The organism is Pseudomonas oryzihabitans (assembly GCF_014522265.1).
GTDB classification, from domain to species: Bacteria; Pseudomonadota; Gammaproteobacteria; order Pseudomonadales; family Pseudomonadaceae; genus Chryseomonas; species Chryseomonas aestiva.
In genome coordinates this window covers 4,477,925-4,492,637 of sequence record NZ_CP017024.1, presented here as the reverse complement: position 1 = coordinate 4,492,637, position 14,713 = coordinate 4,477,925, and the positions used below count along the sequence as shown (strand labels likewise).

General features: G+C 65.2%; 17 protein-coding genes and 1 pseudogene. 7 read left to right on the top strand and 11 right to left on the bottom strand.

What is annotated here, in order from left to right; all coding sequences use genetic code 11:
• Positions 1 to 148 precede the first annotated feature (148 nt).
• Positions 149 to 343, top strand: coding sequence for a hypothetical protein (locus BGI51_RS20815; protein ID WP_187979588.1), 195 nt, complete (start codon positions 149 to 151; stop codon positions 341 to 343).
• A gap of 137 nt (positions 344 to 480) precedes the next feature.
• Here BGI51_RS20815 and BGI51_RS20810 read toward each other — a convergent pair whose 3' ends face one another.
• The 5 genes from BGI51_RS20810 to BGI51_RS20790 all read right to left on the bottom strand — a co-directional run bounded on the left by BGI51_RS20810 (position 481) and on the right by BGI51_RS20790 (position 5,405).
• Complete coding sequence (locus tag BGI51_RS20810) at positions 481 to 735, bottom strand: DUF2790 domain-containing protein (protein WP_187979587.1); 255 nt, start codon at positions 733 to 735, stop codon at positions 481 to 483.
• 165 nt (positions 736 to 900) lie between these two features.
• Positions 901 to 2,073: an MFS transporter gene (locus BGI51_RS20805; protein ID WP_187979586.1), complete on the bottom strand. Its 1,173-nt coding sequence runs from the start codon at positions 2,071 to 2,073 to the stop codon at positions 901 to 903.
• Positions 2,074 to 2,150: 77 nt separating this feature from the next.
• Positions 2,151 to 2,639 (bottom strand): DUF3237 domain-containing protein, encoded by a 489-nt coding sequence (locus BGI51_RS20800; RefSeq protein WP_187979585.1) that lies wholly within the window; start codon positions 2,637 to 2,639, stop codon positions 2,151 to 2,153.
• 41 nt (positions 2,640 to 2,680) lie between these two features.
• On the bottom strand, positions 2,681 to 4,015 hold the full coding sequence (locus BGI51_RS20795; RefSeq protein ID WP_187979584.1) for an alginate export family protein: 1,335 nt from the start codon (positions 4,013 to 4,015) through the stop codon (positions 2,681 to 2,683).
• A 127-nt stretch (positions 4,016 to 4,142) separates the two neighbouring features.
• Positions 4,143 to 5,405, bottom strand: a complete 1,263-nt coding sequence (locus BGI51_RS20790) for a serine hydrolase domain-containing protein (RefSeq protein WP_187979583.1) — start codon at positions 5,403 to 5,405, stop codon at positions 4,143 to 4,145.
• Between the two features lie 144 nt (positions 5,406 to 5,549).
• Here BGI51_RS20790 and BGI51_RS20785 point away from each other — a divergent pair, with 144 nt between their 5' ends.
• The 4 genes from BGI51_RS20785 (at position 5,550) to BGI51_RS20770 (ending at position 7,993) form a co-directional block, all read left to right on the top strand.
• A complete protein-coding gene (locus BGI51_RS20785) occupies positions 5,550 to 6,170 on the top strand; it encodes a TetR/AcrR family transcriptional regulator (protein ID WP_187979582.1) in 621 nt (206 codons plus the stop codon).
• 386 nt (positions 6,171 to 6,556) lie between these two features.
• Entirely contained in the window at positions 6,557 to 6,907 is a 351-nt protein-coding gene (locus tag BGI51_RS20780; protein ID WP_187979581.1) for a CidA/LrgA family protein, read from the top strand.
• Positions 6,900 to 7,583, top strand: a complete 684-nt coding sequence (locus BGI51_RS20775) for an LrgB family protein (protein ID WP_187979580.1) — start codon at positions 6,900 to 6,902, stop codon at positions 7,581 to 7,583. The genes BGI51_RS20780 and BGI51_RS20775 overlap by 8 nt, the downstream gene beginning before the upstream one ends.
• 188 nt (positions 7,584 to 7,771) lie before the next feature.
• Positions 7,772 to 7,993 (top strand): hypothetical protein, encoded by a 222-nt coding sequence (locus BGI51_RS20770; protein ID WP_133860976.1) that lies wholly within the window; start codon positions 7,772 to 7,774, stop codon positions 7,991 to 7,993.
• A gap of 140 nt (positions 7,994 to 8,133) precedes the next feature.
• Here the strand turns inward: BGI51_RS20770 and BGI51_RS20765 are convergent, their stop codons facing one another.
• The 6 genes and pseudogenes from BGI51_RS20765 to BGI51_RS20740 all read right to left on the bottom strand — a co-directional run bounded on the left by BGI51_RS20765 (position 8,134) and on the right by BGI51_RS20740 (position 13,049).
• On the bottom strand, positions 8,134 to 8,379 hold the full coding sequence (locus BGI51_RS20765; RefSeq protein ID WP_187979579.1) for a hypothetical protein: 246 nt from the start codon (positions 8,377 to 8,379) through the stop codon (positions 8,134 to 8,136).
• 362 nt (positions 8,380 to 8,741) lie between these two features.
• Positions 8,742 to 8,978 (bottom strand): annotated as a pseudogene (locus BGI51_RS23655) (SDR family NAD(P)-dependent oxidoreductase); the annotation flags it as partial.
• A gap of 69 nt (positions 8,979 to 9,047) precedes the next feature.
• Positions 9,048 to 9,539, bottom strand: a complete 492-nt coding sequence (locus BGI51_RS20755; protein ID WP_187979578.1) for a DUF4126 domain-containing protein — start codon at positions 9,537 to 9,539, stop codon at positions 9,048 to 9,050.
• A gap of 363 nt (positions 9,540 to 9,902) precedes the next feature.
• Positions 9,903 to 10,331 carry a nuclear transport factor 2 family protein gene (locus BGI51_RS20750; RefSeq protein ID WP_187979577.1) on the bottom strand — a complete coding sequence of 143 codons (429 nt, stop codon included), beginning with the start codon at positions 10,329 to 10,331 and terminating at the stop codon, positions 9,903 to 9,905.
• A 343-nt stretch (positions 10,332 to 10,674) separates the two neighbouring features.
• Positions 10,675 to 11,400: a TrmH family RNA methyltransferase gene (locus BGI51_RS20745; RefSeq protein WP_187979576.1), complete on the bottom strand. Its 726-nt coding sequence runs from the start codon at positions 11,398 to 11,400 to the stop codon at positions 10,675 to 10,677.
• Positions 11,400 to 13,049: an NAD(P)/FAD-dependent oxidoreductase gene (locus tag BGI51_RS20740; RefSeq protein ID WP_187979575.1), complete on the bottom strand. Its 1,650-nt coding sequence runs from the start codon at positions 13,047 to 13,049 to the stop codon at positions 11,400 to 11,402. The genes BGI51_RS20745 and BGI51_RS20740 overlap by 1 nt, the downstream gene beginning before the upstream one ends.
• Positions 13,050 to 13,294: 245 nt before the next feature.
• On the opposite strand from BGI51_RS20740, the gene rlmE reads away from it, so the two are divergent.
• Both rlmE and BGI51_RS20730 read left to right on the top strand, forming a co-directional pair.
• Positions 13,295 to 13,921, top strand: a complete 627-nt coding sequence (gene rlmE / locus BGI51_RS20735; protein WP_187979574.1) for a 23S rRNA (uridine(2552)-2'-O)-methyltransferase RlmE — start codon at positions 13,295 to 13,297, stop codon at positions 13,919 to 13,921.
• 337 nt (positions 13,922 to 14,258) lie between these two features.
• Positions 14,259 to 14,630 (top strand): hypothetical protein, encoded by a 372-nt coding sequence (locus BGI51_RS20730; protein WP_187979573.1) that lies wholly within the window; start codon positions 14,259 to 14,261, stop codon positions 14,628 to 14,630.
• Positions 14,631 to 14,713 lie beyond the last annotated feature (83 nt).

Sequence of the window (14,713 nt, the reverse complement as noted above, 5' to 3'; positions counted from 1 at the left end):
AGTCTCGGGGCAGACGCTCTAGCTCGGGGGCTGGACAACCTCAGGTCGAAACTCACCTTTCAGCAACAATGAGATCCGCTAAGAATTGTGAACCAAATCTCAAAAACTTGTCTGATGACGCAGTCTGCACTTCTGTCCGGAGTTTTCTATGAATGGCCCCACCCCCTGCTGTGATCTGGGCGGTATGAGCACCTTGGTGCTGGAAGATGAGCTGGCCGAGCGCAAGACGCGGCTGGCCGAGGCCCAGGCCGATGTTCAGCGCCAGTTCCTGTCCTATGCGGACGACCACGCCTGCATCGCCGTGCTGGAGCGGGCACTGGCCAAGGCCTATCGGTTCTTCTAGCGGTCCGCCCGCCGATCCGTTGCGTTCTCTACCCGCCCGATATCCTTGGGTTCCGGGGGCAGAAGAGGACGATGCAGAAGGCCTCTCGGCTAGCGCGACGGTGGCCGCCGCGCTTCGGTACCGGGTCGAATAACGCCTCAATTCTGGTTGTAGCAGCCATTGCCAGACACCAGATAGTCCAGCTCATGCTCTAGGCCGGCGTGATCCAGATAGTCGAGGCGGGCCGGCACGATCCCGCACTGGGCGTCCAGGTCGGTCTGGCTGACGACCTTGGCGACGTCGAGCGGGACGAAGAAACCGGGCTGGTCATGGATCAGGGCGGGATGGTCGGGAGCGGCCAGGGCGGAGCCGGTGGCGAGCAGACCGAAAAGACCGAGCAGGAGCGCTTTCATGGAGAGTCCTCTTGAAGGGGTGGGTAGCGAGTCGCTGACCGGGCCACTTTAGGAGGACAGGGGGGACGCCAGGCTGACCGGGTGATGACAAATCGGTCATGGAGGTTGTCGCCTGGCCGCACGGCCGGCCGTGATATTCGCGCGGCCCCTGCGTGCGCGCACCGCTCACACAGAGCAGTCCAGCGCCTTGCCCGGCACCTGGCGGCGTCCCCAGGACAGCATGACGAGCACCAGGACGCAGCCGATCAGGATGGCGCCCGCCGACAGCACGAAGAGACTGCGCCGGTCGTTGCCTTCGATGAGCAGACTCAGCAGGGTCGGCGCCGCGGCGGCCGAGGCGACCTGCACCACGCCGACCAGCTTGGTCAGGCGCCCGCTCGGATCATGGGTCACGACCGAGGACATGTAGTAGGACAACGCCAGGTTCCAGCCGAAGTTCATCAGGAACACCGCGAGCATGAGATCCGCCGCCGTGTGGATGCGCGTGGCCAGCAGATAGATGGCGCCGAGCACGGCCAGGGAGCCGGTGAGGATCATCGGCACGCGGCCCAGATGGCGCCCGGCCACGCTGGGCAGGGCCGCACCGGGCAAGCCGCCGAGCAGGCCGATGCTGATCGCCCAGCCGATGTCCACCGGTGCCACCCCGGCGTCGCGGGCGATGCCTTCGACGAAGCCCCACAGCGAGTAGATCGACAGCTGCAGGAACAGCATGCCGAGCAGCGAGCAGACGCCGATCACCGTCAGCCCGGACCGCAGCGGTGCGGGGGAGACCTGTCGCTCTTCCGGGCTCTGCCTGGCCGGCAGGCAGAGACTCAGCAGACAGACCAGGGCGAACCAGGCGGCCAGGTAGTAGATCGCCCCCGCGAAACCCTGCCACTCGGCGATCATCGGCATGAGCACCGCGCTGCTGGCGAACAGGGCGGTCTGCACGAACAGCAGGATGCCGAAGGACCTGTCCTGGCCCGGCATGCTGCCCAGCCAGTAGATGGCATAGGAGTAGAGCACCCCCGAGCAGATTCCCGAGAGGCCGCGCAAGGCCAGTAGCGGATCGAGGGCGGTGACGCTGGCGGTCGCGGCGTTGGCGAACAGCAGCAGCAGGGCCGTGCTGAGGGCCAGGGTGCGCGGCCCCAGGAAGCGGATCATCGGCAGGTACAGCAGCGTCCCGACGATGGAGCCGCACATCTCGACGGACAGGGTCCAGCTCTGCTGCGCCAGGGTCAGGTCGAGGCGTTCGGTCAGCAGTCCGATGAAGATCGGCTGCACGCCGATGACGAGAATCGAGGCGGCGGCGATGGCGATGCACGCGGTGCGCACCAGGGTTTGCTTGGCGATGGTCATGGTCGTTTACCTGCCGGCTCGGCCACCACGTGGCCTGCCGCTTCAGTAGAAAGCCTGGCTGTAAGAGGGGTGGCCGGTCAGGTGAGGCGATAGCAGTGGATGGCCACCTGGTCGGCGGCGGGATAGCCCACCTTGCCGATCATCACGCTGCGGGTCAGCCAGTCGAGTCTGCCGCTCGCCACCTGGAAGCGCGGTGTGCAACTGCAGTGATAGTCCTCCTCGGCGATCGGCCAGAGGCCCTGGGCGACCTGCGCCTGTCCCCTGTCGCTGAGGGTGATGAGGCCGGTGTTGTGGATGTTGATCCACTCGCCCTGGTCGCTGCGCAGGCTGTAGCGCGCGTCCAGCTCGCCCACCCCGTCGCTGCGCAGCAGATAGAAGTCCGCGCCGCCGGCGATCACTTCGCCGCGTACGTTCACGCCCTCGAAATGCCCGCCGGTGATTCGATAGTTGCTGCGCTGGCCATCGGTGCAGGCGCCCAGGCCATCGGCCGGATCGATGAGCACCTGCAGGCTCAGCACCCATTCCAGCGTTGGCACGGCGATCCCGGTTGGTGTCTTGGTATTCATCACGCTCTCCTGTGCCCCACGGGGGCTGTGGTGACTGGTGGTCAGTAGCGATAGGTGAAATACAGCTCGAGGGCGCTGAAGCGATCGTTGTCGCCGAACGCCTGGCGGGCGGCCGACCTGGCCTGCACCCAGTTGTACGAGAGCGAGCCGTAGAACTGCCGGTTGGGCGTCCAGTCGAGGTACACCGCGGTCTCGTCGGCGAAGCGCCGATCGCTGACCGCGGCGCCGCGGAAGTTGGCCTGGTCGAGCCAGAACTGGTAGTGGATGACGCCCAGGGTGAGGGTGTCGCTGAGCCGGTTCTTCAGCGAGAACTGCTGGACGCGCTCGTTGCTGTTGAACAGCAGGTAGTTGCCCACCACGTCGCCGATCAGCCAGGTACTCCAGTCGGTGAAACCCTTGCTCAGCGGGTCCCAGGCCTTCTGGCGGTTGTCGGTCGGGTTGTCGTCGCCGGAGAAGACGGCGTAGCGATAGCCGAGGGTGGGCGTGAGGGGCAGGTCCTGGAACTGGTAGTCGGCCTGGGCGTACCAGGCCCTGGCGTCGTAGCTGAGGGCGCCGTCACCACCACGTTGTACCGCGTATTCGCCATTCAAGGTGAGATTCGGCAGGCCCGGCAGGTGACCGCGCAGGGCTCGCAGGTTGTACACCCGCATGCCGTCGCGGCGTGCCGCGGCGCTGTTGTTGCTGGCCAGGGTATCGACCGTCATGGCCAGGGCGCCGAGGGTCACCTGGCCGTCGAGGTCGTAATCCAGGTTGGCGCCGCTCAGGCGGAAATCGCCATAGTGATCGTCGGTGCGCAGGGTGAAGGCCTGTGCCTGGGCCGGGCCATGCCCCCACGCCAGGATCGCCGAGTCGCGGAAGGCGGTGCGCGGACCGAGCCAGTAGGCGCCATCGCCGAACAGATCGAGATTGCCGTCCATGACGATGAAGCCGGTGCCGACGATGAAGTTCTGGCGGCCGGCGGTGAATTTCCAGTCGCCCGCCTGTACCCCGGCGTAGCCTTCTTCCGGGGCGAAGCGGCCGTCGGAGCTGCGGGTGAAGCCACCGGCATCGCCGTCGCCAAGGGTGGCAGCGCCGACCACCGAGCCGCCGGCGAGCAGGTGGAGCCTGTCGCTGAGCGAATAGTCGAGGGTGACGCCAGGTTTGACGTAGAACTCCTGCCAGGCAATGCGGCTGCCGTCGTTCCTGCCGCTGCGGGCATCCACGCGACCGGCGCCGAAATTGACGCCCCGGGTGGTGATGGAACCGGCGCCCGCCGTCAGGTTGAACTCGCCTTTGAGGTGTTCGTTTTCGAATGGATAGCCCGCCAGGGCCGGCTGGCTGGCCAGCGGCAGGCCGAGCGCCAGCAGCACGCCGGGAAGGCGCTTGGTTGTGCACATAGAGAGCTCCTGACTATTTTTCTTGTATTGCAGGGCAGTGAAGGGTGGCCAAGGCGACCACCGAATACCTGGCGCAGCAGGTGGGAGCGCTGGCGGGCCGGCGCTCGTCGATCTCGTTAGGGATGGATCAGCCGCGCAGTCGGGCGGCGATGGCGCGCAGCAGCCGTACGGTATCGATGTCCAGTTCGGTGACCGCTTCGGGTAGCGAGGATTGCTTGACGATCACCACCTCGGCGGCGCGGTCGACGAACAGGTACTGGCCGTGGATACCGCTGGCCATGATGGCCGGACTTTCGTCGTTGAAGACATACCACTGGCTACGGTAGGAGGCGCCCGGGGTCCAGTCGGCGAAGTCCTGGTGCACGCCATAGAGGGCCGGATCCCCGCCCGCCGCGATGGCCTCGACTACCGCCTGATCGATGACCTGCTGCCCGTCGACCCGACCGCCGTTGGCCAGCATCAGGCCGAAGCGGCCCATGTCGCGCAAGGTGGCGTTGAAGCCGGCACCGGCGACGCTGCGACCCCAGGGATCGGCCATGAAGTAGGCGTCGCGCTCGCAGCCGAGTTGCTGCCAGATCCGCTGCAGCTGTTCGGCGCAGCCCAGGCCGCTGGCGCGCTCCATCACCCAGGCCAGGACCTCGGTGGTGGCGGTCACGTAATGGAAGAGGCCGCCGTGCTCGCACCTTTTGCGCAATGACGGCAGGTACTGGTACAGGGATTCGTACTGGGCGTAGTCGGGCAGGGCCGGTTTGAAGCCACAGGCATAGCCATATTGCGAGCTTGCCGAGGTGGGATCGTCGTAGAGCTCGGTGTAGTGGACGCCCACGGCCATGTCGAGCAACTGGCGGACACTGGCGTCGCCGAAGGCGCTGCCGGCCAGTTCCGGCACATGATGCTGGGTCGGCGCCTGGGCATCGAGTACGCCGTCGTGGATGAGTTGCTCGCCGAGCACCCCGATCAGCGACTTGGTGACCGAGAACATGATGTGGCGATCGGTGGCGACCTGGCCGTTGAAGTAGCGCTCGTACACCACGCGACCCTGGTGCAGCACCAGAAAGCCGTCGGTCTTGCTGGCCTGCAGATGGTCGAGGGCGCTGACGCTGCGGCCGCAGCTGCTGTGGAATCTCAGCGCTTCGAGGGCCACGGGCGCATGGGCCAGCACCCTGTCCGGTCGCGGCCCGGCAGCCACCTCGATGGTGGGGCGCAGGCGCGCCAAGTTGCGAAAGCCCCAGCGATTGAACGGCGGTGACATCCAGTTGGCCCAGGTCACGCGCTGGTCCGGCTCGGCCGGAAAACCCTGCATCAGTACGGGCTCTTGTTCTTGTTGGTCGTACATCTCGCTGACTCCCCGATTCCGGGAAACCAGGGAGCGGTCGAGGCTCTGGTTCATCAGACTCATCCTGGCAGTGGCCCTGCGTAGAGCAGGTACGGGAAAATAATTAACCCTGTTAATTTCTTTAGTCAATAAAATATTTTTCATACCCAAGTCCCGCCAGCTATTCTCCATCGCACCCCAAGGGAATCAGGAGCGACGGTGAGCGGCCTACGCGAACGTCAGAAGGAATTACGCCGCACCGCCATCTCGGCCGCGGCGGTCATGCTGTTCCAGCGTCAGGGCTTTCGCGAGACCACTGTCGAGCAGATCGCCCGCGAGGCCGGCGTCTCGGCGCCCACGGTGTTCAAGTATTTCGGCAGCAAGCACGAGATCATCCTGGAGATGATCAAGGAGTCCGATCGCCGGGCGCTGATCGACGTGCGCCGGCACCTCCGCGACGTCGCGGATCCCGTCGATGCGCTCTGCCACCTTGAACACCTGCTCGTCAGCTACGCGCTGGACGTCCTGCCCGCCGCCCTCTGGCGCGAATTGCTGCCGCTGGTGCTGGTGGGGGGCGACAGCGGGCTGCCCCAGGCCTACCGGCAGATGAACCGCGGCCTGCAGGACGAGATCGCCAAGGTGCTGCGCGAGCTGCAGACCGCCGGCAAGCTGCGCGCCGATCTGGACGTGGAGCTGGCGGCCTTCCTGCTCAACGACTACTCGCATCTGCAATTGCTGCGCCTGACGGCCAGTGACGAGATGGATCGCGAAGGCCACGCGGCCACCGTGCGCAACACCACGCGCCTGATCTTCGAGGGCATGCGCGCGGTACCGGCGTGAGGCGCTAGCGGCTGCATCAGCCTTGGCTGTCTTCCCGGGCCGGCTGGCGTCTCGACAGGTCTCGCTCAGGGAGCGTGGCGGGATAGCCGGCGAGTCGATTGCGAGGTCGGGGGGAGGGCGAAGCGGATCGCGACGCCAACCCAGCAGTGAGCCGAACAGGGCGGGTATCTTTCGCTGAGCTCGGCATGGATTTGCCCAGCCATTTTCAGATGCGCCTATAGTGAGGCCGCGCGTAGCAGGGGAACGTCAGACAGCCTGACCGGCAGTGATCACCGCTCTTGCGGAAGGGGCGACAGCCAACGGACCGGTCCGTTGGCGCGGGCCTGGTATGGCTGCGCGGTCGGATAGTGCGGGCTGTTTGGAATAACAAGGCATTCGGGGTGGTTATGAACGTAACGGGTTTCCTGACACTGGTGGGTTGCTACCTGCTTGGCACCTATATGACGAACTTCATCGGCGGTATTCCGGCCAGTGTCATAGGGATCATCGTGCTTTTCGCCCTGCTGATCCTGCTGCGCAGGGTGCCCGAAGGGGTGGAGAAGATGGCGGGCAATCTGCTTGGTTATCTGCCCCTGATGCTCGTGGTGCCGGCGGTTGGCATCGTCGATTTCAGCGGCCTCGACACCTCGGTGTGGTTGCGCCTGGTGCTGGTCATCGCCCTGTCCCTGCTGGTCACCGTGCCCCTGTGTGGCTGGCTGCTGCAGTACCTGATCGGTAGAAGCAAAGACCATGTCTGACCCGGCCCTCGCTTCCCTGCTGGCCCTGTCCCTGACGCTCGCGGCCTATCAGCTGGCGCTCGTGCTGCAACAGCGCCTGCGCCTGGTCATGCTGCAACCGGTGCTGATCACCACCGCCATCGTCGCGACCGTGCTCTTGATCGGCGGGATTCCCTACGACAGGTATCGAAGCGCCAGCGGCCTGCTCTCGATGCTGCTCGGACCCACCACCGTGGGCCTGGCCGTTCCGCTCTACAAGAACGTCCAGCGCGTGACGGCACTCTGCACGCCGCTGCTGATAACCCTCACGGTTGGCGGCGTGGTAGGTGTTTCCCTGACCCTGGCCCTGGGCTGGCTGTTCGGCCTGCCGGAGACACTGCTGATGAGTCTGCTGCCGAAGTCGGTGACCATGCCGATCGCCTTGCCCCTGGCGGATCATTTCGGTGGCGTCGCGCCGCTGACCGCGGTGATCGTGATGCTGACCGGCGTCATCAGCACCACGCTGGCCCTGCCACTGCTCAAGGTCTTCAAGGTCGAGGATCCCGCGGCCCGCGGTCTGACCCTCGGCATGAACGGCCATGCCATAGGCACCGCCCATGCCTTGCGGGAAAGCCAGGAGACGGCGGCGTTCTCGGCGCTGGGCATGATCCTGCTCGGGATCGTTACCGCTCTGGTGCTGCCGCTGGTGCTCGGTTGAGCGCCAGTGCCGCCAGGAGCGGGCCGACCGGAAGCCCTGAGTCGACGAGCTCGGAGTGCTGCCAACTGCCGCTCAGTCATCATTATCGACACTTCATGCGATAACCGTTATGTGAATAACGCCCGCGCGAAAGATGATAGCACTAGGCCAGCCGGCGATCGGCAGCCGTGCTTACAGGGACAGATGTCATGGGCATGGAAGACAAGGAATTTCAGACCACCCTCCAGCAACTCGGTCAGCTGAATCTGGACCGGATCATGGAGCAGGCTCGCGTTGATCGAGACTTCATGAATCGCGTGGTGACCGTGCTGGAAGAGTGTGGGGTGGACGATCGTACCGACGAGGAAAATTCCCTGCTCGAATGGGCCCGTGCCTTCCAGCGCCTGCCGGGTAAGGACGCCGGCCGCTAGGCGTCTGCGTGCTGGCCCGGTTTCCGCAGCCAGCCGTCCTGGTCTGCCGACGCTCTCTGTCGATTGCCGTGCGCCGCACCGCCTGGTATCCCGAACACCGGGCAGGGCGGCGGCGCGCTGAGGCAGAAAGGTCCGGCGGATCAGCGCTGATCGGTGGCGTCGTGAGCGCTGCTTCCTGCGCCCGGGTCCAGCGGCAGGGGCGCCAGCAGGGCCGTCTCGGCCACCATGTCGGCAACCCGCTCATTGAGATCCTGCACGGCCTGCAGGACAGCGCGGACGTCCGGATCGTCGCAGTCCACCGTGCCCAGCCGCTTGGCGTTTTCCTGTAGCTGGCGATGCAGGCTAAGTAGCGTCTCGCGGGCGTGGCTCTGGGGATCAGGGTGCATAGGGCGTCGGGCTTCGATCAGGCGGATGTCATAAGGCCACTATGATCCGTTAGTTTGAATATCGCAATAATTGATCCGCTGGCTTGGTCCTGTCTAGACGAGCGGTCAGGAAGCCAATGAAGCGGCTCAGATCTCCCTCCTGATGCCATGCCTGTTTCCGAGCACCTACCCTCTACCCGGATGTGCAGGAGCAACGCATCGATCCTTCGCCTGGGATGCAGGGGCAATGCCTTTCAGACCTGCGCCTTGCCACCGTCGACACCTGCCATACGGCCGAGCGGGATCAGCCTGTTCAGCTGCTCCCATACTTCCGCCGAGGTCGCGGCGCAACGACGTTGATGCGGATGTTGCGGGGTGCCAATTCATTGGCCCAGGTGCACCAAGCAGCGCACTGCGGCCTTGCTTGCGCCATAGACGCCATAGCCGTGGGTGCCGATCGCCGCGGCGATGGAGTCGATAAATACGATGGCGCCGCCATTGGGCATGCTCGCCGTCGCTGCCTGGGTGGCGAAGAGCAGAGCGCGCACGTTGAGCGCGAAGGTCCGGTCGAAGTGCTCTTCGCTGATGCTCTCGAACGGCGCGAACTCCGACAGGCCTGCGGCGGCTACCGCCCGGCTCCAAGCACCCTGTTGCGTCCCGTGGCTTGTGCGCGATGCTTTGGTCCTCGCCTAGCTATCCCGCAGTGCTCGACGCAACCCGGCCCTGGCCAGCGAGAAAGCCAGGCAGTCTTCGGCCAGGCCGAGGCCGGCATTGAGCCAGGCGTTGCGGGCGTAGCCCTTGCGCAGATCGATCGCTACCTTGGCGGCGACACAGGCAGCGGTTGCCCCGATCAGTGCAGGCAGCAGTCGCGGTTGCCGCTGCGCACCGGCGAGTGCCGCGGCACTGATGCCACCGGACAGGGCACGGACCAGCATCGAGGGCGCAATGGTGCGGTCCGGCGCGAAGGGCAGTTTGTCGCCCAGGAGCTCCGCCGCAGCCAGGGGTATCCCGTACTGCCGTACTCGAGACGACGCGAGGGTAGGTGCGGGGTCGTCAGCGCTCGCGATATCCTCACGCCCCGCCAGCGCCGCGCTGACCAGGGTCGGCGCCAGCATGCTGCGTATGCCTGTCACCACACCAATGGCCAAGGCGCCCCACAAGAGATTGCTGGCTGTCGTCATGGTCGATTCTCCCGGTAGTCATACCAATACGGACCGGGTGTGTGCGGGCCTGTTCAGATTACCGGGTCCGCAGATGGCCTCCAGGCGGGTAGTCGGCGGTACCAGCCGCCGTCGACGCCTGGCGGTGCAGAAAAGGGCGACGTCAAGCCATCCAGTCGATCACCCTATGTCAGGCGGAGCCAGACAGGCGCGTTCCCGGGCCTCACCGCCGCACCTTACTGGCTTGCCGGGGAGCAGGGCGCAAGGTGCGAGGTCGAGCCGATCCAGCTGGCATTCGCGCGGCTCGTGATGTGGCAGGAACGCCGCCGAGGCCTGGCGACGTTCAGTCAACGTTGGCGCTACAACGACTGACGCCTGGGTCGATCAGAAGCGAAATGCCTGGCGACCGATCAACAGCCAATGGCCTTTCTGTTTCTGCCAGATCTGAAAGTTCTCGATCTCGGTCGGCACTACCTTGCCACTGTTTACGGCCTGAGCTGAAAAGTGGTTGCGCACCAGCGCGACGTCCCCGGATAGGGTGATCTTCTGGTTGAGCATCTTCAGTTCGTTGAATGCGCTTTTGCCCGTCTCGATGTCGGCGATGAACGCCTGCTTGTCCTGGATGTTGCCGCTCGAATGTCCATAGGTCAGGTTGTCCGCGGTCAGCGCCTTGAGCTGCGCAATATCCTTGTGCCACATGGCCTGGGTCAGCTGGTCGACGGCGGAGGCGACGTCCTTTTCATCACTCGTTGCTGCTGCAACATAGCCACTGAACAGGCAGAGGAAGCCTACCGCTAGTTTCAACTTTTTCATGCTCGGATCCTTTTGTTGTCGTTGTCGGAAATGCCAGGTGGCGAGAGCCACAGATCACACGGTCTTGTCTGTCATCGTATGACTATTCGATTGTGCCTGGCTGGAGGGCGCAAGACCAGTCCTGGGCGGCTACCCGGAAAGTGCCTGTCTGAAGGCCGGTTTCCTGGTAGTCGGGACATCGGTCTGAGCGGAGGCCTGTTGCCGCGTGCACCAGGTGGCGCCGAGTCGAGAGGTCGGTACTGCCGACGGGATGGCCATCCGGCCGCGTTCACCTCAGCGAGGGGACTGGCGGCTCGTCCTCTGCCGTCCAGGCGCCAATGCGCCCGGTACTCGTGGCTGATCGCTACCGACTCAACTCATAGGCGCACATGTTCACCGTGGCCGCTAGATTCAGGGACTCGATGGCGCCCGAGCCGGCGATGGTGAAGGGCTGGGCGTTCAGGGCCGCGAGGTGCTCACGGGGAACGCCGCGGGCTTCGTTGCCGAACAGGTAGCAGTCGAAGGCTGCGAAAGCGGCGGACTGCACCGGCATGCCCTGCATGTCGAGGCAGGCGAGGCGGGGGAAGCGCTCCTGTAGGCCGTCGAGGTCGACGTCCAGCTCCAGCGGGGTGTGGAAGATGGCGCCCATGCTGGCGCGGACCACCTTGGGATTGTAGGGGTCGACGCTGCCCGGGCTGAGCAGGCAGCGAAAACCTCCGAACCAGGCCAGGGTGCGCAGGATGGTGCCCAGATTGCCCGGGTCCTGGATCTCGTGCAGATAGACGGCGCGCTCGCCCTCGACCGCTGCTGCCACGGGCTCCCGGGGCATTGGCACCACGGCCAGGATGCCTTGCGGGGTCTTGGTATCGGCAAGCTGCGCCATCTGCCGATCGCTGATCGGGTGCGTCCGGAACGGACTCTGCCAGTGTTCGTAGGCGCCCGTCACATAGAGTTCGGCGCGCTGCAGCTGGGGATTCCCCTGCGCGGCCTTTTGCAGTTCCAGCGCCAGGTGCTCGCCCTCCACCAGGAAGTGACCGAATTCGGCGCGGTACTTCTTCTGGTGGAGCTTCCTGATGTCGTCGAGCTTCATCAGCCAGCGGCCCGAACCAGCGGTGCGGCCTGCGCGTCGCCTTCCGCGAGCATCGCCTTGGCCAGGGCTTCGGCCACCTTGATGCCGTCCACGCCGGCGGACAGGATACCGCCTGCGTAGCCAGCGCCTTCCCCGGCCGGATACAGGCCGCGCAGATTCAGACTCTGCAGGCTGTCGTTGTCGCGGGTAATGCGCACCGGCGAGGAGGTGCGGGTCTCGATCCCGGTCAGGATGGCGTCATGGCGGTCGAAGCCGCGGATCTGCCTGCCGAAGGCGGGCAGGGCTTCGCGGATGGCCTCGATGGCGTAGGCGGGCAGCGACGGCGCCAGATCGCCCAGGCGCACGCCGGGCTTGTAGGAGGGCTCGACTTCACCAAAGGCGGTGGAGGGCACGCCGCGAATGAAGTCGCCGACCAGTTGGCCAGGCGCCGAATAGTCGCTGCCGCCCAGTTCGTAGGCGTGCGATTCCAGGCGTTCCTGCAGTTCTACGCCGGCCAGCGGATCACCGGGGAAGTCCTGCTCGGGATTGATGCCCACCACGATGCCGGAATTGGCGTTGCGTTCGTTGCGCGAGTACTGGCTCATGCCATTGGTGACCACGCGGCCCGGCTCGGAGGTGGCCGCCACCACGGTGCCGCCCGGGCACATGCAGAAGCTGTAGACGGCGCGGCCGTTCTTGGCGTGATGCACCAGCTTGTAGTCGGCGGCGCCCAGTTCCGGGTGACCGGCGTACTTGCCCAGGCGGGCCTGGTCGATCATGCCCTGGGGGTGTTCGATGCGGAAGCCGACGGCGAAGGGCTTGGCTTCGATGTACACGCCCTGGCGATGCAGCATGCGGAAGGTGTCGCGCGAGCTGTGGCCCAGGGCGAGCACCACGTGGCGGCTGTGCAGGGTCTCGCCATTGGCCAGCACCACGCCTTCGAGCTGACCGTCGTTGATCAGCAGATCGGTCACCTTGGTTTCGAAGCGGACTTCGCCGCCGAGGGCGATGATTTCCTCGCGCATGGCCGCCACCACGCCGGTCAGGCGGAAGGTGCCGATGTGCGGCTTGCTGACGTAGAGGATCTCTTCCGGCGCGCCGGCGCGGACGAATTCGTGCATCACCTTGCGGGCGTAGAACTTCGGATCCTTGATCTGGCTGTAGAGCTTGCCATCGGAAAACAGGCCCGCTCCGCCTTCGCCGAATTGCACGTTGGATTCGGGGCTCAGCACCTTCTTGCGCCACAGCGCCCAGGTGTCCTTGGTGCGGCTGCGCACCTCCTTGCCGCGCTCCAGCACGATGGGCTTGAAGCCCATCTGGGCGAGCAGCAGGGCGGCGAACAGGCCACAGGGACCGAAGCCCACCACCAGCGGGCGCTCGGCCAGATTCGCCGGGGCCTGGCCGACCGGGTAGTAGCCGGTGTCCGGTGCCGGGCGCACGTGCAGGTCATTGGCCAGGCGCGCCAGCACCGCCGCCTCGTCGCGCACCTCCAGGTCGATGATGTAGATGAACAGGATGACGCTGTTCTTCTTGCGCGCATCGTAGCTGCGCTTGAACACGGTGAAATCGAGCAGGTCGGCGTCGCTCAGCTTCAGGCGCTGGAGGATGGCCTGGCGCAATTCGGCGGGGGTGTGGTCAAGCGGCAGCTGCAGTTCGTTGAGGCGAATCATGGCAATAATCCTGGCCGGTGACTCCGGCAAAGGAAGGGACGAGGAGGGGTAGGGCGGCGATTGTACCCGGCGGCCCCGGCGCTGTCAGGCCGGGACGATGGGCGCTCCTTTGGGCGGTCTGACGGACGCTCGGGCGATCGCCGATTCGTCCAGCCGCGTTATCGGCTTATAATCGCCGCCACTTCGCGGCCGGCCAGACCTGGCGAACGGCCGCTTCTCACCCGCTTTCCCGTGGTAGTTCCAACATGAAAAGATCCAAAAGCAGCCGTCGCTGGCTGGATGAACACGTCAACGATCCCTACGTCAAACGCGCTCAGAAAGACGGCCTGCGCTCGCGCTCCAGCTACAAGCTGATCGAGCTCAACGAGAAGGACAAGCTGATCCGTCCCGGCATGCTGGTCATGGACCTGGGCTCGGCCCCGGGCGGCTGGTCGCAGGTGGCGGGCGGCATCGTCGGCGAGAAGGGCCGCGTGGTGGCCACCGACATCCTGCCGATGGGGGCCCTCGACAACGTCGACTTCGTCCAGGGCGACTTCACCGACGATGCCGTCTTCCAGAAGATCCTCGGCATGCTCGAGGGCCGCCAGCCCGACCTGATCGTCTCCGACATCGCGCCCAACATTAGCGGCGTCGCGGCCGCCGACCAGGCCGCCGCCATGTACCTGGTGGAGCTGACCCTCGACATGGTGCGCCAGGTGCTCAAGCCCGGCGGCAACTACGTGGTCAAGGTGTTCCAGGGCGAAGGCTCCGATGTCTTCCTGAAAGACGTACGCACCTCCTTCGAGAAGGTGTCGATCCGCAAGCCCGAAGCCTCGCGTCCCCGCTCGCGCGAGGTCTATCTGGTGGGCAAGGGTTTCAAGGGCCAGCTCTAGCCCTTGCCGCCGGCGCGGGCCTGTTCGCTGGCCCGCCGGGCTGATCGTCCGCTCCGTATTAATACCTGCCGCTACTCACTGAGGGTCTGTGCCGGATGCTGGATCAGCGCGCAGCGCATCGGCGCGTCCGGCGAAAACCTATTCCCTTCTCAGAAGATGCTGAAAACCCCATAGTCAGGGCCAGGACCGACGGCCGTTCCTCTTTGTCCAGGTCACACAACTGTGAAGCGATGTTTCCGGCGGGAGTTAATTCCCGGGCGACTGCTAGGGTTTCCTATTCATCTGCGCTCAAGCAGGGGATGCGGTGAGCCTGTGCCGAAAACCGGGGGCGGGGGAGATGGATAGCTATGTATTCGAGACGGCCAGGCGATTGCTGACGGAGGTCTACGGATCGCTGTACGAGCTGGAAAGCGGGCATGGCTTCAGGTGCGTAAAGGCCGAGCGCGGCCAGATCTTCCTGTATCGACCGGTCGCCGGGCTGGCCGAGGGCAATCTGGGCGAGATTGCCTTCGAGGTCGAATCCCACGCCAGACGCGCGGGCCGAGGGATCGTCGAAACCCGCCAGTTCTTCAGGCAGTTGAAAGTCGACAGTGGCCACGCCACCGAACGCGACAGTCGCTATGACTGGCCGCGGATCGGCTTCACCACGAAAGAAGAGGTCACACCTCTCGTGCTTCAGCTGAAAGCCTTTCTTGGCGTACGCAGCTGAGACTTTCAGGCCGATAGCGCGGCCAGGGATCCTGAATGCGTCCGCCGGCCGCCTTGGCAGCGAAGGTGCCCACCCGGGGTGAA